Origin of the sequence: Sphingobacterium sp. UBA865, assembly GCF_002295765.1 — a bacterium.
Taxonomy (GTDB): Bacteria; Bacteroidota; Bacteroidia; order Sphingobacteriales; family Sphingobacteriaceae; genus Sphingobacterium; species Sphingobacterium multivorum.
On the sequence record NZ_DBGB01000042.1, the window covers coordinates 411,894 to 432,599 of the forward strand.

The 20,706-nt window shown below is 46.9% G+C and carries 25 protein-coding genes; 24 read left to right on the forward strand and 1 reads right to left on the reverse strand.

Translation table 11 applies throughout. The features are described from left to right. Position 1: 1 nt before the first annotated feature. The 8 genes from B2O97_RS24740 (at position 2) to B2O97_RS24775 (ending at position 5,287) form a co-directional block, all read left to right on the forward strand. Positions 2–982 carry a toprim domain-containing protein gene (locus tag B2O97_RS24740; protein WP_088160796.1) on the forward strand — a complete coding sequence of 327 codons (981 nt, stop codon included), beginning with the start codon at positions 2–4 and terminating at the stop codon, positions 980–982. 638 nt (positions 983–1,620) lie between these two features. After that, the gene (locus B2O97_RS24745) at positions 1,621–2,034 is read left to right on the forward strand and encodes a plasmid mobilization protein (protein ID WP_088160794.1); all 414 of its coding nucleotides are present in this window, start codon (positions 1,621–1,623) and stop codon (positions 2,032–2,034) included. Positions 2,035–2,050: 16 nt separating this feature from the next. Beyond that, complete coding sequence (locus B2O97_RS24750; protein ID WP_088160793.1) at positions 2,051–3,250, forward strand: relaxase/mobilization nuclease domain-containing protein; 1,200 nt, start codon at positions 2,051–2,053, stop codon at positions 3,248–3,250. A gap of 25 nt (positions 3,251–3,275) precedes the next feature. Next, positions 3,276–3,911, forward strand: a complete 636-nt coding sequence (locus B2O97_RS24755) for a ParA family protein (RefSeq protein WP_088160792.1) — start codon at positions 3,276–3,278, stop codon at positions 3,909–3,911. After that, on the forward strand, positions 3,908–4,276 hold the full coding sequence (locus B2O97_RS24760; RefSeq protein WP_088160791.1) for a hypothetical protein: 369 nt from the start codon (positions 3,908–3,910) through the stop codon (positions 4,274–4,276). Before B2O97_RS24755 ends, B2O97_RS24760 begins: the two co-directional genes overlap by 4 nt. Continuing rightward, complete coding sequence (locus B2O97_RS24765; protein WP_088160790.1) at positions 4,273–4,620, forward strand: hypothetical protein; 348 nt, start codon at positions 4,273–4,275, stop codon at positions 4,618–4,620. Before B2O97_RS24760 ends, B2O97_RS24765 begins: the two co-directional genes overlap by 4 nt. An 18-nt stretch (positions 4,621–4,638) precedes the next feature. Next, positions 4,639–4,938, forward strand: coding sequence for a DUF4134 family protein (locus B2O97_RS24770; protein WP_232475720.1), 300 nt, complete (start codon positions 4,639–4,641; stop codon positions 4,936–4,938). 34 nt (positions 4,939–4,972) lie between these two features. Further along, a complete protein-coding gene (locus B2O97_RS24775) occupies positions 4,973–5,287 on the forward strand; it encodes a DUF4134 domain-containing protein (protein WP_088160788.1) in 315 nt (104 codons plus the stop codon). Between the two features lie 29 nt (positions 5,288–5,316). On the opposite strand, the gene B2O97_RS24780 is transcribed toward B2O97_RS24775, so the two are convergent. Further along, positions 5,317–5,544, reverse strand: a complete 228-nt coding sequence (locus B2O97_RS24780; protein ID WP_198386058.1) for a hypothetical protein — start codon at positions 5,542–5,544, stop codon at positions 5,317–5,319. A 22-nt stretch (positions 5,545–5,566) separates the two neighbouring features. On the opposite strand from B2O97_RS24780, the gene B2O97_RS24785 reads away from it, so the two are divergent. The 16 genes from B2O97_RS24785 (at position 5,567) to B2O97_RS24860 (ending at position 20,601) form a co-directional block, all read left to right on the forward strand. Continuing rightward, the gene (locus B2O97_RS24785; RefSeq protein WP_286768329.1) at positions 5,567–8,047 is read left to right on the forward strand and encodes a TraG family conjugative transposon ATPase; all 2,481 of its coding nucleotides are present in this window, start codon (positions 5,567–5,569) and stop codon (positions 8,045–8,047) included. Between the two features lie 30 nt (positions 8,048–8,077). Beyond that, positions 8,078–8,740 carry a hypothetical protein gene (locus B2O97_RS24790; protein WP_088160786.1) on the forward strand — a complete coding sequence of 221 codons (663 nt, stop codon included), beginning with the start codon at positions 8,078–8,080 and terminating at the stop codon, positions 8,738–8,740. Then, positions 8,737–9,396 (forward strand): hypothetical protein, encoded by a 660-nt coding sequence (locus B2O97_RS24795; RefSeq protein ID WP_286768330.1) that lies wholly within the window; start codon positions 8,737–8,739, stop codon positions 9,394–9,396. Before B2O97_RS24790 ends, B2O97_RS24795 begins: the two co-directional genes overlap by 4 nt. After that, complete coding sequence (locus B2O97_RS24800; protein ID WP_088160784.1) at positions 9,393–10,073, forward strand: hypothetical protein; 681 nt, start codon at positions 9,393–9,395, stop codon at positions 10,071–10,073. Before B2O97_RS24795 ends, B2O97_RS24800 begins: the two co-directional genes overlap by 4 nt. A 3-nt stretch (positions 10,074–10,076) precedes the next feature. Further along, on the forward strand, positions 10,077–10,865 hold the full coding sequence (locus B2O97_RS24805) for a hypothetical protein (RefSeq protein WP_088160783.1): 789 nt from the start codon (positions 10,077–10,079) through the stop codon (positions 10,863–10,865). An 11-nt stretch (positions 10,866–10,876) separates the two neighbouring features. Then, a complete protein-coding gene (locus tag B2O97_RS24810; RefSeq protein WP_088160782.1) occupies positions 10,877–12,016 on the forward strand; it encodes a plasmid transfer protein in 1,140 nt (379 codons plus the stop codon). Between the two features lie 11 nt (positions 12,017–12,027). Further along, positions 12,028–12,648 (forward strand): conjugative transposon protein TraK, encoded by a 621-nt coding sequence (gene traK / locus B2O97_RS24815; protein WP_088160781.1) that lies wholly within the window; start codon positions 12,028–12,030, stop codon positions 12,646–12,648. Next, positions 12,626–13,051 carry a hypothetical protein gene (locus B2O97_RS24820; protein WP_088160780.1) on the forward strand — a complete coding sequence of 142 codons (426 nt, stop codon included), beginning with the start codon at positions 12,626–12,628 and terminating at the stop codon, positions 13,049–13,051. The genes traK and B2O97_RS24820 overlap by 23 nt, the downstream gene beginning before the upstream one ends. Continuing rightward, complete coding sequence (traM, locus tag B2O97_RS24825; RefSeq protein WP_088160779.1) at positions 13,048–14,244, forward strand: conjugative transposon protein TraM; 1,197 nt, start codon at positions 13,048–13,050, stop codon at positions 14,242–14,244. The genes B2O97_RS24820 and traM overlap by 4 nt, the downstream gene beginning before the upstream one ends. Before the next feature lie 11 nt (positions 14,245–14,255). Continuing rightward, positions 14,256–15,095 (forward strand): conjugative transposon protein TraN, encoded by an 840-nt coding sequence (gene traN, locus B2O97_RS24830; protein ID WP_088160778.1) that lies wholly within the window; start codon positions 14,256–14,258, stop codon positions 15,093–15,095. Positions 15,096–15,152: 57 nt separating this feature from the next. After that, positions 15,153–15,584, forward strand: a complete 432-nt coding sequence (locus B2O97_RS24835) for a hypothetical protein (protein WP_088160777.1) — start codon at positions 15,153–15,155, stop codon at positions 15,582–15,584. A 101-nt stretch (positions 15,585–15,685) separates the two neighbouring features. Further along, positions 15,686–17,725, forward strand: a complete 2,040-nt coding sequence (locus B2O97_RS24840; RefSeq protein WP_088160776.1) for a TraM recognition domain-containing protein — start codon at positions 15,686–15,688, stop codon at positions 17,723–17,725. A gap of 29 nt (positions 17,726–17,754) precedes the next feature. Continuing rightward, positions 17,755–18,354, forward strand: a complete 600-nt coding sequence (locus B2O97_RS24845) for a M23 family metallopeptidase (RefSeq protein WP_157698407.1) — start codon at positions 17,755–17,757, stop codon at positions 18,352–18,354. Between the two features lie 6 nt (positions 18,355–18,360). Next, positions 18,361–19,146: a DUF4099 domain-containing protein gene (locus B2O97_RS24850; RefSeq protein WP_286768331.1), complete on the forward strand. Its 786-nt coding sequence runs from the start codon at positions 18,361–18,363 to the stop codon at positions 19,144–19,146. 12 nt (positions 19,147–19,158) lie between these two features. Beyond that, entirely contained in the window at positions 19,159–19,707 is a 549-nt protein-coding gene (locus tag B2O97_RS24855) for a hypothetical protein (protein ID WP_157698406.1), read from the forward strand. Between the two features lie 36 nt (positions 19,708–19,743). Further along, positions 19,744–20,601, forward strand: coding sequence for a hypothetical protein (locus B2O97_RS24860; RefSeq protein ID WP_286768332.1), 858 nt, complete (start codon positions 19,744–19,746; stop codon positions 20,599–20,601). The last annotated feature ends 105 nt before the right edge of the window (positions 20,602–20,706 follow it).

Sequence of the window (20,706 nt, forward strand, 5' to 3'; positions counted from 1 at the left end):
TATGGAAACACAGCGAAACGCAAAACAGATCAAGGACGAAGTGTCATTGGTTGAGTTCCTTGCTAGGCTCGGCCATCAGCCTACCCACAGATCGGGAAGAGATCTTTTCTACAGGAGCATGCTCCGAAATGAAAATACACCTTCTTTTTGTGTCAACGACCAACTAGATGTATGGTTCGATCATGGAGGGGCTAACCTTTCTGGCATCAAGGGCGGGAACATTATTGACTTTGCTCTGGCCTATTGGCACCCAACAACATTCCTTGAAGTCCTGAATAAAATAAATGATATTATGTCATTACCCATCAGACAGATATCCTCAGATCCTTATCGACAGAAACGGCCCAGATTAAAAGGGACACGCGTCGCTAATTACAAAATCCAGGATATAAAAGAACTCGGCAACAATCCACCAATTACAAAATACCTCGAAAAACGAGGAGTTTTAGAGCAAGCTCAAGGTAAGATAAAAGAAGTATACTATGTTATTGAAAGTGGACCGAAAAAAGGAAGAACATATTTTTCAGCGGGATGGCAGAATGAAAACGGAGGATGGGAATTAAGGAACAGAATTGGACTATTCGAATTCAAAGCCTGCCTCGGTCGAAAAGGAATATCCTTTTTCAATGCATCCTCTGAAAAGCTGTCAATCTTTGAAGGCTTCCTTGACTATCTTAGCTGGCTAAAAGACAATCCTAACGCGGCCGATTCCATAATTGTACTAAATTCTGTGAACCTCCTGGATATTGGAATAGAGAAGGCAAAAACCTACCGCCAGATCAGCGCATATTTTGATCGTGACAAGGCAGGAGAAACAGCTTTTGGACTATTGAAGCACAAACTTCCACATGCAGAAGATTGCTCAGAAGTTTACACGGGTTTTAAAGACTATAACGAAATGCTGCTCGCCAGAAAACCTACTCTCCTTCCCTGGGAAGAAGAAAATATTTATGAGAAAATATTGGGAACCTACAAACGCTAAAATATACCGATTCCATTCACAAAAAGATTCCAGTTTTACAAATTAGCTGATAAGCTTAATATGTAATAACCAGCTTATCAAATATGCAAACATAGTGATTGGCGAGATAAGCATTAGGCTAGTAAGCTCATGATCTGGCTATGTAATTTGCAAATAAGCCATTAAGCTTATTTAGCACTAGGCAAATATGCAAATAAGCCACATAAACATGAGCCAAATAAGCTGATCGTCTAAGAACCTACTTTGCAAATTGGCTAAAAAGCGAAATATACAGATTGCTAATAGGCACTTAAGCCATCCTGAATAATTGTCCATTCCATCTATAAACTGACACCAATGACCGATCTAAACCGAAGCGGCAAATCACGTATAACCTTCATCCCTCACGCAAGCCCCGAAGGCTCCGCCCGCTCACAACGGAGTCTTCATTCAGGCATCAAACCACCTTGTGTTTTGCTCCCTGCAAGTTGTGTTTTCGGGTACCCCGAAAACCACCTTGCCTTTGCCCTGCGGTGCCCCTTTTGGGGAGCTGCAGGACAAAGGGGAAAAACCTTCGCAACTCGGTTTTTCTCTTTTAAAACGTGCTAAAGCAGATTTTAAGGCTAAAGCTTTATCGCAGTTAAGAATAATAAGTTCCAATGAAAAAAGTACAAAAGAAAGTCGGGAGACCTCCAATGCTGAGCGGAAAACGTACGTATATTATCAAAGCTAAACTTACCGAAGATGAATTTAAGGCTGTTCTAGAAATTCAAAAAAGATCCGGGCTAAACCGCATGGAACTGATCCGAAGACGTGTACTGGAGAAAGGTATAACAGGGACAATTAACACAGCTGAACTGCTCAATGCTTTAGATTCCATCGGTAGCGAAATGGGTAGAGCGGGAAATAACATCAACCAGCTTGCCAGACATGCCAACACGATCAATAAACAAGGCCGGTTAAATGAGCAGATCGTAAAAGATTTTAATCTTTTATTTTCGGACTATATCCATTTTCAACAAGAGCTTGAAAAGTTGCTCCGCCATATACTTCGGGCGATGAAACCACGATAACATTTATTCCGCTGTTATGATTGTCAAGATCCTCAAAAAATCAACAACTTTTAAAGCCGTTAATTATAACAGCGGAAAAGTTGACAAAAACAGAGGCGAACTATTGCTTGTCAAGAATTTTGGCGCACTTCAGGGAATGGAGAACCTACGGCCACAGGACTACATCAACTACCTACAAGCTGTCTCCACTCGCAGTACACGAATCAAATACCCCCAGTTCCATGTTTCAATATCCACAAAAGGCCGTCAGCACAGCAAAGAAGAACTCGCGGAAATTGCTCAAAAATGGATGGATGGCATGGGATATGGCGAGCAGCCTTACCTTTTAATCTTTCACAAGGATACCGATAACAATCACGTGCATCTGGTTTCAACCCGCGTGGGAAGGGATGGTAAGAAGATCTCGGACCGCTATGAGAAGCTAAAAGCCTATCGCGTACTAAATCAAATTATGGGAGAAGACCGGGAGCAACAACTGACGAGCCATCTGCAAAAGGCACTCTCCTATAATTACTCTACCCGAGCACAATTTATGATGCTGCTAGAGAATTTGGGCTATACTCTTGTCCGAAAAAATAATATGTACTGCATAAATAAAAATGAAACCGAAATTGGTCAGATCCAGCTATCTAAAGTGGACGAGCGAATCGCTTCGTACCAAAAAGACAAAGCCCGACTGATCCAGATCAGGGCTCTCATCGAAAAATATAAGCATAGCCGTGATCCATCCATCAAGTACAATGAGAATGGATACTACTCAAATCTAGCAGATTTCCTTCGCGATCAATTCGGTCTTCAGTTCGTATTTCACGGCAAGGATGGGAAAGCGCCTTACGGTTATACCCTTTTCGACCACTCAGGTAAGGCCATATATAAAGGAGCCGAGATTATGGTACTGAAAGAACTTATTGCCCCAAAACCTGATCATTTCAGCAGCATAGAGGTGAAAAAACTACCTAAAGAAAAACAGGCTGCTACTTCCAATGAACAGTCCAATCTGACAGCGAGTAACAACAGCAATATTCAACTGGAGGAATCATCCACCGAGCTTAACGGAGGGCAGTCAGCTGATCTGGCCAATGGCGCTCAGGATTTATCCGAATTTGAAATCCCCATACTTACAGTGGATATCAATATTGCAGATGATATCGATGATGAAGCCATCCTGGGGCGAAACCGTCGGCGCAAGCGTAAGTCCCGTACCAACACCAGATAATATTAATTCTTTAAATATCCGAAATATGGTCATTCTGATAGGAAATCAAAAAGGCGGTGCAGGTAAAAGTACACTGACCCTGTTACTAGCCAATTACCTGACTTCAGTGTATGAGCAAAAAGTTACTGTGCTTGACATGGACTATCAGCAGTCCATATCCAGTAAATACGAAAAAGCGAAGATCCTTGAAAATGAAGAACCTTATGAAATCGTCTCGGTCGATCTGGACCAGTTCCCGGTTTTACTGAAAGTACTCACGAAGAATCCAGATGAAACGGTGCTTGTCGACTTACCGGGTAAAATGGATGACGATGATCTCATTCCGGTCATACGTTCCGGCAACCTCATCTTATGTCCTTTTTCCTATGATGAATTCTCCGTGGATTCAACATTGCTATTTGCCATGGTCACAACAAAAATAAATAAAAAGGCTCCACTGGTGTTTATACCCAACAGGCTCAAACCCAATGTACGCTACGACACCCGAACGGAAGTGGATAAAGTGCTGGCAAAATTTGGAGCAATAACACCAGGCATCGCTGACCGCATTGATTTTCAACGCGTAACCACCCTCTATACGCCGGCAATCGTACTGCCCGCCATCCTGCCCATACTTCAATTGATATATGACAATTACATAAATAAGGAGGATCCAAAATGACCGAAATAAAATCGCTCGCCGACAGGCTCCGAAACGAGCTTCGCAGCAGTGAAACCGAAAACAAGACCCAAGAAGCTAAAAACAAAGAAAGCTCGCCCGCTCCCGGAAAAAAGCAAAAAAAATTATCTTCTGACGAATTAAAAGCTGATCTATTTTTTGATGCGATCCTCTCCTTTCAGTTAGAAACTACGGAGAAAAGCCTCATCCGGGTCGATAAAAAGACAATGAACCTGCTCAAACGGATCAAGCTCACAAAAGGAGTCGACATGAACCGCTTCATCGTTTACTGCGTCCACCAATACATTGACCAGCATCCCTGGCTTGCCAATTACATCAATGAAACCCTTAAAAATACAGCATTATGAACTGGACAAATTTCCTTTTAATCCTTACCCTATCCTATTTATTCTATTACGGTCTGAACCTGCTTTACGATCTTTTCATGAACCGAAAACCTTACTCTTCCCCGGGAAAGGATGATACGCTATTTTTTGAAGAGGATATCCAGCCACAGATCATAACCTATACTCCCAGCCCGGCTGCCGATCAGGCCGAAGAAGAAATTGAGCCTATAGTCGCCACAGTGCTTCCAAAGACATCAAGGAACATAAGCGGAAACGTTTTTTCAACTGGTGCAGTAAGCCTGAAAGAACTTTTCAATCTCGCCAAAAACAACCTCATCGAACATACCAGCACCATACCCTATTAAAAGATGTGGCATCGGATTATGTTATGGACGGCAATTGCCGTCCTTTTTTTTGCCTGGCCGATAAATGCTTTCTCACAGCCCGGTATCAATGAATTCTACAGCGCCACAGGTGAAATGCACCGCTGGTATTTCAGCTTCGCGGACCTGGTACTTGTCATCGGAGCCATATCGGGGATACTCGGCGGACTGCGTATCTATGCCAACTGGCAGTCCGGGAAACACCATCACATCGATGCCCAGGTCATGGGATGGCTGTTTTCCTGTCTCTTCCTCACACTAGTCGGTGTCTTTCTCAAAGCCCTCTACGGGATCAATTAACCCATTTTTCATACCCTTTAACTTCTTCTCTCAGATGACAGTAAAAACAAAAAAGCTGTTCGCATGTTCGGTGGCCATCCTCGGTGCAACAAACATGCTTTTGGCACAGACAGCAGGCGGAACCACAGGAATCAATGCAGCAACCTCCTCACTGACAACTTATGTCGACCCTGTCTCCACATTGACCCTGGCCATCGGGGCCGTTGTCGGTATCGTCGGTGGCGTAAGGGTCTACATCAAATGGAACTCAGGTGATAACGACATCAACAAAGAACTCATGGGATGGGGCGGTTCCTGCCTTTTCTTAGTACTCGTTTCAGTCGTCATCAAAGCCTTTTTCGGCGTCTGATCATGAACAGGTATTCCATCTACAAGGGGCTACAGAAGCCCCTTGTCTACCGCGGTTTCAAAGGGAAGTTCATCGGCTGGGGTATCGGCTTCCTGATTATGGGACTGGTCGGCGGAGGTCTCCTGGGGGCACTGACCAATATGTACCTCGGAGGACTCATCACCATACTGTCCATCGCCGGTGGCCTCACCTTCACCTTTTACCGCCAAAAAGAAGGCCTGCACGACAAAACCCGAAACAAAGGCGCCTTCATCCATTCCGTACACCTTAAAAAAAATTATGCACAGCGCTCATCCTAAAACAGTATTCAAATTGCCATATGCAGGTATAGATCATTTTAATCTTGAAGCACTGCTATATGGAGAACGTGGGGATTTTTCGGCTATCTTCAGTTTACACAATCCGGTCATGCACTATGGAGCAGATCCGGAGCCTTACCTGGCATATCATTCTGTTCTTCTTAACCTGATCAAGATCCTCGGTGAAGGTTATATCATCCAGAAGCAGGATATTTTCTCCCGTAAAATTTACCATGCTGAAAAGGCTACAGAGTTCCTGAAACAGAAATATAACGAGCATTTTCATGGAAGGGAGTATACAGTCATTACCACTTATCTTACCATAACCCGGCTGATCAAAAAAGGAGCATTTTATGTATACGATCCCAAAGTGCTCATCGAATTCGGACAGCAGATCGAAAAGGTCCACGATCTGCTGGAGGGAGCAGGATTAATGCCAAAGCGGCTTACCGAAAAACAGATCCATCAATACGTGTCCCGCATGCTCGCCATGGATTTTTCTTCGGACAACATCGCACTGGATAACCTCCTTGCAGGCGAAAAGGAGCTTGGCATGGGCAGCCGCTCGGTGCGCAGCATCAGCCTTGTCAATACCGATGCCATCGATCTCCCCGAAACGATAGGCACCTACACCTACAAACATGATGGGCGGAACCTGCGGGAATTTCCGGTGGACAACCTGTTCTTTTTACATCAGGTCCCCGATTACGGCTGCATGGTCTATAACCAGCTGATCGAAATTCCCGACCAGCAGCTCACCCTGAGCAAACTGGAACTCAAACGTAAACGCCATTCGGGGGTTCCCGACCCGGCCAATCTTATCTGTGTCGAGGATATCGATCAGCTGTTGGTGGACGTCGCTCGGGAGAACCAGTTATTGGTCAATGCCCATTTTAATATTCTCCTCTGCGCTGAAAACGACAAAATTGGAAAGGCCGCAAATTTTATTGAAGCCGCACTCTTCCAGCAGGGGATAATCCCTTCCCGAAATGCCTACAACCAGCTTGAACTCTTCAGGACTGTGCTCCCGGGAAATGCTGCGGAACTGAAAAAATACGACTGGTTTCTCACCACCTCGGATGCCGCCCTCTGCCTACTCTTTAAAGAATCCCTGCAGACCGATGAGGACTCCGACTTTCTGATCCGATTTACGGACAGGCAGGGGCTTCCCGTAGCAATTGATCCTTCGGACTTAGTCATGCGCACGGGAAGGACAAACAATCGTTCACGGTTTACGTTGGGGCCCTCGGGATCCGGAAAATCTTTTTTTATGAATGCACTGGTAGAACAATATTGCCAGTACAACATGGACGTGGTCATCGTGGATACAGGAGACAGTTACCAGGGACTGTGCAGCTATTATGGCGGCAAGTACATCACCTATACCGAAGAAAAACCACTTTCCATGAACCCCTTCGCCATGTCACAGGAGGAGTTTAATCTGGAGCAGAAAGATTTTCTGAAAACGCTAGTCGCCCTGCTCTGGAAGGGAGCTGAGGGGATGCTTACCCAGATTGAGGATTCGGTTCTTTCAAATGTGCTCTCCTCCTATTACTATGAACATTTTTGGCTGGATCCAGGTCCCCAGAATCCCCGGCGCCCGGAAAAGCTGGATTTCGATTCCTTCTATGTCTACTCCGTGGAGAGGATAAAGGAGATCACCGAGCAGGAGTCCGTCAATTTTGACCTGGACGAATACCGCTACGTGCTCCGTAAGTTCTTCTCCGGTCAGGAATTCGGCACTTTATTGAATGAGGCAACGGATCAGTCGCTGTTTACCGCTCCTTTTATTGTCTTCGAAATTGACAATATTAAGGAAAATAAGACCATTTTCCCCATTGTCACTCTGTCGATTATGTCCGTTTTTCTCCAGAAAATGCGGCACCGAAAAGACCGGAGAAAGGCCCTCATCATAGAGGAAGCCTGGAAAGCAATCGCGAGTCCACTGATGGCAGGCTACATTTTATACCTCTATAAAACCGTACGGAAATTCTGGGGGGAAGTGATCGTGGTAACCCAGGAACTTGGAGATATCCTGGGCAATCCGATTGTCAAAGACAGTATTCTGGCCAACTCGGACACCATCTGTTTGTTGGACCAGAGTAAATTCCGGGAAAACTACGATGCCATCGCAAAACTCCTTTCCATCACCGATACCGAAAGGCGTAAGATATTCACCATCAACCAACTGGACAACAAGGAAGGACGCGGAAGATTCAAAGAAGTGTACATACGGCGTGGGACAACAGGTGAAATCTACGGGGTGGAAGTCTCGATCTATCAGTATCTGTGCTACACCACCGAAAAACCTGAAAAAAATGCGGTACAGATCTATGTAGGCCAGCATGGCAATTATCAGCAGGGACTGAAAGCTTTTGTAAGCGATATGAAAGCCAGCGGACTCCAGTTGGGCGCATTTGTATCCAAGATCAATCAGATCGGCAGACCACTGCCAGCTTAACAGGGGTATTAACCTTAACATCTTTATATCATGGGAAAATTATATCTAATTCTGCTATTCCTCCTACTAGGGTACCATTTGCAGGCGCAGATCTATGTAGATCCTGCCGTAGCAGCCGCAACAGCTGCGCATGCTGCGGTCATAAATGGGCAGCTGAATACCACAAACAATAACCTCACCCTGATCCAGCGCGGTCAGCTTGCTGTAACCGGACAGCTCGTCATTGTTAATGATCTGCAGGATAAAATATACAAAGGGCTAAGTGAAGTATCTGCCGTCATGCGAAATCTGCTGGCGGTCAAGGATATTGCCGACATCAGCGCTGACATCGTGCACGATGTCAACAGGGCACTGGGCATTGCCGGAACAAATCCCGTACTGCTGCTTTTTGCTGAGCAGGGCGCAAGGGAGTTTAAAACCCGGGCAACGGCGCTCGCAACAGAAGTCAGTGCGTTCATCATGCATGGTGGGAAAGGGAACCTAATGGATTCCGGCGAACGTGCCAAGCTGCTCAACCGGATCGTTACGGAACTCACCATCCTGCGCGGAGTTGCTTACGGCATGTACCGCACGATGTACTGGGCAAAGCAGCGCGGAATCCTAAATTCGCTCAACCCTTATGCAGGATTTATCAATATTGATAAACGCATTGCCGATGATATCGTCCGCAATGCTAAATACCTCAAGCCATGAAAGCAATACTCGTCTTTGCCCTATCCTTCCTCTTCATTTCCCAAAAAAGCCATGCACAGCTGAACGTTGAACTGCTGCATCAATTGGTAGAGCATAGCAAAGATGAACATGAGCGGCAGTCAACGGCCCGCGATAAACAGGCCGAGGCCTCGGCAAACGGAGAGGTCAACCGCTCAAAAATGGATGCTTTAAAACAAAAGTACCGCACTTTGCAACAGCGTTTTCAGCTGCTCGGGTTTGCCATTGACGCTACCAAGATCGGAATACAGGCCGCCCCCCTGATTTCAGAAATCACCGAAAACCAGCGCAAAATCGTCCAGCTTGCAGCAGATGATGCCCTGCTCATCGCCATGGCCTATGCGACGGAAGCTGATTTAGCTGACCGGGCCTACATGCTCAGCAGATACCTTTATGCCCTCGCCATTAGCCTGGGGGATTTAAACCAGATGAAAGCGAGCGACCGCAAAATGCTCTTTGAACACGTGCTCACCGAACTCCAGCGCATAGCAGGGACATCCCGGGCACTGGCAGTCAATATGCAGTATTCGAAAAGAAAAAAAATGATTGCTTCCATGAATCCCTTCGGAGGCTTTGTCAACCGGGACCGGGAATTGATCAATGACATTCTGGCAAAACTCAAACAGATCAGGCAATGAAAATAAGAACATCCATTCTCCTGCCCTTCTGGCTGGTTCTGATGACCACGGCAGTCTATGGTCAGGGCGCCACCGTTATCAGTGATAGCAGGCATCTTGCTATTATCAATGAAAATGCAGCCGTACGGTATGCAGCAGAAACCACACATAACAGCTATCTGGGTAAAATAAATCAAAAACTCGATGACATCAAGATCAACATAACCTCGGTCATACTTGTGCAGGATATGATCTACCGCTCATTGGCTGAGGTCAATGGTATCCTGCGCACGGGTCTCACCGCTGGTCAGATCGGCGGTATGGCAAGCGAGATCATCCGGGAGTGCGAGCTGATGATCCAAACTGCAAAAGGTTCTCCCCACCTTTTGCTTTTCGCAGAAGATGTCGCTGCCCATATGAAAAGTCGCGGGGTCAGCCTGGCGATGGAAGTATCTGACTTTATCTTAAAGGAAGGCAGCGACATACTGATGGATTATGAAAAACGCGATGCCCTTCTCCGTAAGGTCGTACTTGAGCTGCGGGTTATGCGCGCCCTCGCCTTTAGTATGCACAGGTCGATGGAAAGGGCTAAAATACTCGGCATGCTACGAATGCTAAACCCTTATCAAGGATTTGTTAACCGGGATACACGCCTGGCTGATGACATCATCTATAAAATCAAGATCATAAAAGAATGACCTATGAAAATAAAGCTTATCCTTTTCGCTGGCATGGCCCTGCTTTCACTGGCCCCGGGGGTGGCGCAGAACGCCCGCCGGCTGACAGACCAGCACATCGTAAACCAACAGGAACGCATGGTTTTCAAACAGTGGGACAAAAAAAAGTTTACCCCGACCAAAGGTTTTCTTGGCCTCAACCCCAATTACTGGCTGACCTGGGCATGGCACCCCAACTACCCCAAAAACGATCTCCGCCCCCTGAGCAGCTCTGGCGCCCAGACCCAGCGTTTACTCCTTGTCGCGGCCATGCAGCATACCGAAGAGGAATATAAAAAACATGCCGATACGCTGCGCAATACCGCCCTGACTGAAATGGTCAATTATGCAGGAGCGCTGTCCCAGGCAGATCCCTTATGGCAGCTCTATTACAGCAAAGAGTTTCAGCCTTTATTCCAGATCTCTTCCGACTTGGCGCTTTCAGGAACGGAACAACCGGTGAAAGATTACCTGATACGCACCGGCACGCTGGACTGGTACCTGGAAGAAAGTTCTGCCCTTGCTGAACGCCTTGAAATTGCCAGGACAACAAACCTGGACCGCGGGTCGCGCATCATCGCCTACCACCGGATGCTGGGGGAATACCGGAAACTCTATGCTGCATGGGACGCAAAAAAGCAGCGCGCTAAACTGTTCCTATCCCTGACCCGCACAAACGCAGAAGCTAAGCAGTCAGGCCATCCTATCGTACTTCCCCTCGGGCGGACAGACTTCCAGATCGCGGATGATGTACTCCAAAAGTCCAAACTCTAAAATTAAACCCCATGAACCTGATAACAACGCTCACCTCAAATTTCCTGGCACAGGGACAGCCCGTTTCTGTGCCGGACTCCTTTAAAGATACCTTCAACTTCCTTCAGGGTGACGGTGTCTATGAATCGGGCATGATGCACTTTCTCAAACAGATGAAGGAAACCATCTGGACGCATTACGATGCTTTCATCGCTGATGCACAGGCACTCTGCGCTATTTTTATGCTTATTTTCTTCAGTATAAAGATCTATGAAATGATGGCCGGCGATAAGCAGCTCGAAATTATGCCCCTTTTAAGGCCTTTTGGCCTCGCCATGGTAATCCTCTGGTGGCCAACTTTTACGCGCGTTATAGCTTATCCGACTGATATCATCGCCAGTAAGACGGAAGCGATGTTCGATGGGAGCCAGACCGAAGTAAATGACCTGCGTGTCCAGCGCGCCAAATTGATGGTCGATCTCTCTGACCAGCTTTTTACTGTTCAGGCGCAGACCGAAACAGCAAAAACGGAAGCCGACGTCTGGTACAGAAGAGCATGGGATTCGGTCAAATCTACCGTAAAAGAAGGTTTTGCGGAAGTCTGGAACCCGATTGTCGAAATGCGCAACCGCCTCCAGGCCAATCTGGTCTTATTGGTCACTTCGATATTTGAAACACTGGCTATCTGGCTGCTGCGAATATCGGTGTATGTTATCTTTATCATTCAGATTATATTCTCCACCATTCTGATCATACTCGGTCCCTTTTCAGTAGCATCCAGTATCCTGCCTGCATTCCGTGATTCTTTTTCGACATGGATCGCTCGTTTTGTTGCCGTCAATCTGTATTCGGGTATTGCCTATCTGGTGATGTATATCGCTTCCCTCTTTCAACATTATGCCCTGGAGGCAGAAATCACCCGCTATCAGGCGCTGCTGGGAACATCAGGGCCCGATCTAGGGAAACTTGCGACATACATGACCTTCGGGGTATTTTCATTCGGAATGGTTATCGCTACGTTCGTTATCGGCGCGCTGACCATGCTCACCGTTCCCAGTATCTCCACCTGGGTTATTTCCACCAGTGGCATATCCTCCGCGGCCTCTACCATGGGAAGGGGCGCTTCAAGCATGTCCCGCAAGGCAATGGCGCTATTGATGAAACTAAAATAGAACAATACAAAATGATCATAAAGAATATAGAATCCAAAGTCCGCCTGGCAACCGTTCTATCGGCCGGCTGTCTTATTGCAGCGGTACTGATGGTGCTGTCGGTCTCCTTTTTTGCTTATCGTCAGGTGGCAAGTGCCCGCAAAAGTATTTATATCATGGATGCTGCAAACATACCCCTCTCCGCAAGACAGACAGATGTGCAGATGAACCGTGAGGCCGAGTACCGTTCCCATATCGCACGTTTCCATAGCCTATTTTTCTCCCTGACGCCTGACGACAGGTTTATCGAATACCAGATGAAGCAGGCCATGTACCTCATCGATGAAAGCGGAGCCCTGCAATACAACAATTTGAAGGAGAAAGGTTTTTTCAGCTCCATCCTCTCTTCAAGCGCGGTGCTGACGCTACGGACAGATAGCATCTACCTGGATATGCCCAAGCGTTATTTCCGCTACTACGGCACGCAGAAGATTGACCGTCGCAGCTCTGCCATCACCCGTTCCCTGATTACCGAAGGTTATCTCAGCGATCTTGAATTACGCTCAGAGAACAATCCGCACGCGGTACTGATCACAAGATGGAAAACACTCGAAAATAAAGATCTGCAAAATGTCCAAAAAAACACCTTTTAATCCCCGGTCTTCTGCCGACCACATATTTTTTTTGCAGCAGAAATTACAGCAGGCCCGAAATTTTGTACGTGGCTTTCTGCAGCGCTATCCCCTATATTTTCTCAGCGGCATGCTGATCTGCTTGCTTGCCTCAGGAATTCTTGCTTTTACCGTTATGCGTAAAAGTGCAACACATCGCATACCTGTTTTTCCTAAAGCACCTGCAAGCGGTACACTCAGCGGACTCCCAGGTGTTTTGGGGGCCTATGATGCCTTGCAGCAGGTCACAGCGATCCAGGATACTATCGCTACAATAATTGCTAAAGAAAGCCTGGATACTTCGGACAGCATCCGGCTCACAGATGCGCTCAAACGTTTTGAGCAGCTCCAGAAAACCATCTATCACCAAAATAATACCCCATGAAAATAGATTTTAGAAAACCGCGTTACGTGCTGCCTCTTATCTTCATCCCATTTCTCTGCATATTTTATTATGCCTATAAAAGCAGCTTCGGCAAACCTCAACCGGCACAGGCAGGAAAGGACTCCTTACAGACCGGATTAGCGAACGTATCCGAGCAGGTTCTTAACCGGAGCCTTTCTGATAAGCTGGAAGCTTACCGAAACCAATATAAACAGGCCGATGGTTATACCGCCATAGGACATCTGCTCGAGGAAGAATCGGCATCACAGCCGCTCGTCAATCCCTATAACGACAGGGAGAAGAAAATGCTTGACTCCATAGACCGGGAGCTCAAAGGTCGCTATGGCGGGGCTGCTCCCCGATCTTTCTCTGCTTCAGGCCGACGGCCACAGGCACGTAGCTCATCGGACGAGCAGGACAGGGCACTGGCAGATGCACTTGCCGCCGCAAGGCAGCCCGTTCAGCGCTCTGCTCCACAGACCCAATTTTCCCAGCCCGATCCCATGGAGCTATTTAGAAAACAGATGGAACTGGTGGACAGTATGGGCAAGGCAAACGATCCTGAATATAAGCAGGAGCAGCAACGCATCAAAAAATCACAGCAGCTAGAAAAGCAGCAGCAACTGCAAGCTCCCCTTTCCGTAAATAAAGCATCTTCCGTCGCCGCTATATTTAATACGGTAACCCCCGAGAAGGATGAGACCTTTATCACCGCCATGATCGATCAGGACATCAAAGGATATGCCGGTTCCCGCTTAAGGATCCGACTTTTGGAAGATATGATGGCGGGAAAATTTCTCATCAAAAAAGGGACTTATATCTATGCGCTGATAACAGGCTTTTCAGGACAGCGCGTAAATCTTTCCATATCGTCCATCATGAAAGGACAGCACATCCTCCCGGTACAGCTCGATGTCTATGACCATGATGGTCTTCCCGGACTGTATGTACCGGCATCGGCATTTCGGGAATTTGCAAAAGAACTGGGCGGCAATGCCAGCCAGGGGATTAACCTGCAACAGGTAGCCGAGAACAACAGTCAGCTGGTGATGAGCTTGGTGCAAAAAATGTTTCAATCAACAAGCACCGCGATCAATAAGATGGTTCGTCAGAATAAGGTAAAAATCAAATACAATACATTGATCTACCTGATCGATCGCCAGCAACTAAAGAATAATAACAAAACCTATTAACAACACATTAAATGAAGAAATTGATTTTTTTCCTGTCGCTATTGTTAGCGGGGCTCAACCTCATTGCACAACAGGATGCCGGAACCTATCGTGCCCAGCTTCCCGAGATTACCATGGACAGCACGAGCTCACTGCATATTATATCTCCCGAACCGATCCGTTACGTAGACATATCCTCCCACGCCATTGCCGGGGACCTGCCCGAAGAAAATGTCCTCAGGCTAAAATGGGTGCCCGATTCTACGGGCAATCTTTCTTCAGGAGCAGACAACCTGGGCGTCGTCACCGTGATCGGTCAGACTTTTATCGCCCAATATCAACTTCTATCGGCGACTGCCACCCGCGGCAATAAACTTGCCGCAAGTTATGATATCCTGCCCCAGCATATCCGTCCGCTCCATCTGCCTGTTGAAATCAGTACTCCCGAGCTGCGCAGCCACGCGCTGAGCCTGCTGGCCATGCGCAATCCTGCTGCTGTACGAAAAGCGAAACAGTATGGTATAAGGGCAGAACTGAACCATGTTTATACCCTGGGTGACCTAGTGCTGCTGGACATCACCTATCACAATAGCACCAACCTTGCTTATGATATCGATGAACTGCGCTTCAAAATCGAGGACAAAAAGATTACCAAGGCCACCAATGTGCAGTCCGTTGAGATCAGACCAATATGGCAACTCTATCCAACCGGTTCCTTCAAACGATCCTACCGGAATATATATGTACTAAAAAAGGCAACCTTTCCAGCCAGCAAGATCCTCAGTGTGGAACTTTCAGAGAAACAGATCTCCGGACGGACTGTAACCCTAAAGATCAGATACCGTGATATTTTGGAGGCTGACAGCTTCTAAATAAGCTAACGGGGCATTGATATACGGACATTATAAACCTAAGTAAAATAGAATCAGATGGAAAACTTAGTTGGTACCACGGTCATGATCCACCCTGAACTGACCAGTGATCCCATACATATGCAGGGCCGTTTTGGAGCGATCAATCATGTTCTTTACGAAGACTGGTCTTCCTACGTCCTGTTTCAAAATCAGATGCTCGGACTTTATACAAACGATGCGCTTCTGATGCTTGTCCCACCCGAAGTCCTCATGGAAAAACTGCGCAAAGACATTTATGAACTGGATATGGATCCCTCAGAAGTGGTTGACATCCTGGAAATGTACCAGTTGCATACCACCGGTAAAGCATCATTGCAACAGGAAGCGCTCGACTGGGCCATGACACACGACAAGATTTCAAAAGCAATCGTGTTCAGCGTGCAGGATTGGATCGATTATCAGATCGAACGGCTCGACAGGCAGCAGCGTCCGGGTATGGGAATTTAATCACACCTATTGGCCGGCAATTCTTAAGCCTTCGTTCACCAACCATTTAAGTAAAATCTATTTGCTCCCATTAGGGTTGCTTTCTTAATACAAAACAACTTATGGAAGAATCCAAAGAACAGCAGGCAACACACCGTTTCCTACAATTCGGCATTTATCTCTCCGTAGGCATTGATATTTTGATGTTCATTTACGCAGAGAAGATCATCGGCCATCCGCTCAGTGAACGCTATGGCTTTTCTCACTTTCTTGAGCGGATGGCACGGATCGTTATTTACCACGATCCGCTCAACAGCAAGCTCTTCACCCTGATCCTGATCTGCCTGGTTTCTATCGGTACGCTCAGTAGAAAAGAAAAAGACCTCAATCCAAAAAATGCGATTGTCTATCCGCTTGTTGCTGGAATTTTATTTCTTCCGCTCTGCCTTTGGTGTTACGGGAAGCAGGGTATTTTCCCTCTTCCCTACACCAGCTGGTATGACCTCGGTTATATCGTTTCTAGCATTGTAAGTACACTGCTGCTACATATCGCGCTGGACAACGTCTCCAAAATTATCAGCTCCAAACTCGGCAAGGACCGATGGAATGTGGAAGAGGAATCATTTATGCAGCCCACAAAACCTAAAATCACACCATATGCGGTCAACATCCCCATGCTTTTCTACTTTAAGAAAAAAGTACGCAAAGGGTTCATCGTCATCGAAAATCTATTTAGGGGCTGCCTGGTGATCGGTACCCCCGGATCGGGCAAGAGCTTTTCGATTTTCATGCCCATCATCCGTCAGCTGGTGGCACTGGAGTGGACACTCTGCGTATTTGATTTCAAGTTCCCCGACCTTGGTCAGGTCACTTATTACCATTACCTGCTAGGCAAACAACAGGGTAAACTCAAAGGTTACAAATTCCATGTCGTTAACCTGACCGAGCCTGAAAAAAGCAGGCGCATCAACCCATGGCGCAGCGATTATCTTCAGACGCTGGCAGAAGCCTCCGAAACCGCTGAAGCACTCGTTGAGGCGATGAAAAAAGGGGATAAAGCTTCCGGCAGTGATCAGTTCTTCACGCAGTCCGCAGTAAATTTTCTGGCCGCCTGTATTTATTTTTTCAGTAAACATGAGGATGGCAGGTACTCCAGCTTTCCCCATGTGCTTGCTTTTCTTAACCGTTCTTATGAAGAAATATTCACGGTACTCTTCAGCAACAGGGAACTTGAATCACTGCTTTCGCCTTTTATGACAGCATTTAAAGCCCGGGCTTTTGATCAGCTCGAAGGGCAGGTCGGTACCCTAAAGATCTTTATCAGCCGTCTGGCAACCAAAGAAACCTTCTGGGTATTCTCAGGTGACGATTTTGACCTTAAAATCAGCAACCCCGATGCGCCGTCAATGCTCATTTTGGCAAGTAACCCCAATACCCAGAGCACAAACTCCGCATCCTATTCCGTGGTCATCAACCGCATTACAAAGCTGATCAACACCCGGGGCAATATTCCCGTAGGCCTAGTGGTGGATGAGGCTCCAACCCTTTACCTTTATAAAGTACAGGATATCATTTCCCAGGCCAGAAGTAACCGCGTTTCGGCCATTTTGGGGGTTCAGGGGCTGACCATGTTCAGGCAGCAATATGGCAAGGAGACAGCAGACACGATCACCTCCATCGTCGGAAATATCCTCAGCGGTTCCATCCGTGATAAGGATGGGCTTGAATGGATGGAACGCCTGTTTGGAAAAGTGAAGCAGATGGGCGAAAGCCTTTCTATCGATAGGTCAAAAACCTCCGTTTCGCTGAATGAAAAACTTGAACCCCTGATACCAGCAGGAAAGATTGCCTCTTTAAGGGCTGGTGAAATGGTAGGCCTGCTGGCATCGGATGCCGTAGACAGATACACGGGGCAATTTGAAACGACTGCTGTTAATTGCCGCATCGACCTTGATCTCCAGGATATCCGCAAGGAAGAAGAATCCTATCCCGAACTTCCGGTGTTTTATGACTTTGGAGACCATAAAGATGAAATTCTTTTGCAGAACTTCTACAGGATCAGTGAAGAGGTCGGTCAGGTAGTGGAAAAATTCAAGCCCTCCACTCCGCCCCGTCCATCATTTCAGGGTAAAGCCGTTAACCTAAAAGATATGGAAACATGATATTGAGAAGCAAGTTAAAAAGAGCTTCCATGAAAATAAGGTGGATTGTCCCAGTAGTCATCATCCTAATATCTGTTGGCAGCGTACTGGCGCAGCAGCGGCCGCCCAAACAGATCTCACTGTATACCACTATTGATACTGTTCTGACATCCGCAAACATTTCGGCTCCATTAATGCCTGCAAGACAGGCTAAGGTGGAAGCCGCACCATGGGAACCTGAGGTTTTCATGCCGCTGGCTGGCTATAAAATCTCTTCGACTTTCGGATGGCGGAGGCACCCCCTGACAGGGAAACAGCACTTTCATAACGGTGTAGACCTCCCCGCCCGTTCCCAGGTTGTCCGTGCGATCATGTCCGGCAGAGTTCAATCTACCGGGTATCATAAAAACCTGGGAAAATTTATCTGCATTGACCATGGTTTTATTTGCAGCATTTATGGACATCTCTCCCGTATAGCCGTGAAAAACGGACAGCTTCTTCCGGCAGGATTTCCTATTGCAATTACGGGATCTACAGGCCGCAGCACAGGAGAACACCTTCATCTCAGTATCCGTAGCAAAGAAACATACATTGATCCCTGGAAATTCTTACAGGGATTATTGACAAACTCAACAACAAACATTAATTAAATTTCTATGGAAAATCCATTTTTAGAAACTGATATCCCGGTGGCGGACCTAAGGAAACTCGGCCTGATGAAAAACGGTAAACCGGATCTGTCCAAAGAGGATATGGACGCCCTACTCGCCGGCCACAGGACGGACCTCATCTCGCTTCATGACATACATGGCGACGGCATTCATATCCAAAAAATGGATGCCAAGCTGTCCCTGCAACGTGATGCGAATGGCCATATGTCGGTACAGCTCCATCCCATTTACCGGGACATCAAGAAACATCCGATGCTATTGGATGTCGAAGCAGACCAGCTTGAGCAGGGGACGCTCACCCACGTACAGAAAACCTACCAGGCAGCAGATGGCAAGAAAAAAACATGGATCATTGAATATGACCCTGAGACCCGGGAATTTATTTCCTCTGACCCCGAAAAAGTAAGGGTACCCGCAAAAATCAATGGAGAGCAGCTTTCCGACCTTCAAAAAGAACACTACCGCAATGGCTCAGTTGTGGAACTCTCCGATGGTACCCGCCTGCAGCGCCGGGCAAGCAGCCGAAGTGGTGTCACTTCAAACAGGACGGCACTCTTGTATTCCCTCGTCCTCGATGGTGGTATTTCCTACCTATTGATGCGCGGGCTTCGAAATCTTTTCGGAAGCAAGACCGTACAGAAGGATCCCTACACCGAAGGATATCAGCGGGCACTGTTGGACATGCAACGGGCGCAGCAAATCACGCATGCCCCTACCCCAAAACAGGAAAATGAACAGCAACAGACCTATGGGAAAGGTAATTCCCGTTAAACACACATGCCATTGCTAAAGGAAATTGATCCAAAACTGCTGGATTATTTCTCCACTTGGATCGATTGCTTGGTTCCTGATAAGGTTACCGTTTCGGAAACAGCCGGCGTGGTAGAACCCTATATGGCAAGACAGCACTTCCTGTTCCATACGGCGCTCGATCTGCTCTGCTTCTGCCAGTTCTATCCGCACTGGACCCATAATCCGGGGACGAATGTTTTTTCGGCACTGGGGCTAAGACCCTCCGCAGGTCAAATACAGTCGCTCCGTGACCGGTTCCCAAACGCACGTATAATTGCTGTATTCGATGACGATCTATCTGGCCGCGTGTTCGACTGCAAAACTGCCCTCTGGGCAATAAATAGGGATGCTTCTTTCCTGCTGATCGAGGGTGAAGTCCATATTAAATACCGCAGCTCTGATTTCAGGACACCTGCCGACCGGTTTTCTTTGCACCGGTTCCGGACGCTTACAGGCATGCGGTCAAACTTTCGGACCATCAAGCCAAAAGGCTACGTGTCCTTTATGGCTATGCTCGCCAGCAGCACAAAAGTAAAATAGTGTAAAACCAGATGTCACAATTTAAATCTTAAAAAAATGAACGAAAACAATGTTGAATATTTAAAGAAAACGCTGGAAAATCTAGGATTTGGAACCAAGCTCAACGAAGTACTCGAAACAGCGATACGTCGCGAAATGCCAAGCTTTAGTCTGGGCATCACAACGCAGATGAGACCTGCTGAAAGCAAAGATCTAGGGTCAGAGCGAACTGAAAATCTGAACTTTAAGATCAATTTCAACCGCTCCAAAGACGGCGATATGTATTTTCTCAATGACTATAAGGTCACATTGACAAAGAAAAATGATCCGATTGTACGTGAGCAGACATTTGATTTAGCCCGGGATCATCGCATAACCGCCCTGGAGGCTTATAAACTCTTATCCGGTCTTGCCCTGGAAAAGGAAGTATTCTTAAAGACAAATAAAAGCGAAACCCAGCAGGGCAATTCGCAGTCCCAAAAGACACCTGTCTGGCTTAAGCTCAACCTGGATGTAACCGATGCTTACGGAAATCATCCGCTGCGCGTATTCCGTCCCGAATACGGCTATGACCTGGTGAAAACGCTGGCTAAATTTCCCATCAAGGACATCGAAAGCCCGGATAAATTACAAAATGTCCTCAGCACATTGCGGGCAGGGAACTACTATCACACGGATCTTATGATCGTAAAGAAAGCGATCCCTGTTTCTATTGCGGCCAACCCGCAGATGAAAACATTGGACATCTACGACAAGAATATGAATGAGATCCGTCATGAGACCATATTTCCGGAGCAGGTTAACGCTAAGAGTGATAAGCAGGAACAAGTGATTACAAATAACGCCAAGCAGGAGCACGCCCTGCCCTGGGAGCAGGAGCCTGATCAGCAGACAGACAGAAAACGCGGAAGATAAACCCGCAGAATAGAACCCATATATGGCATCATACCGAAAAAATTGAAACAACTGATTTCAAAAAAAGATGCTTTTAAGCTAATTATCCCTTGTCTGCAAGGAGAT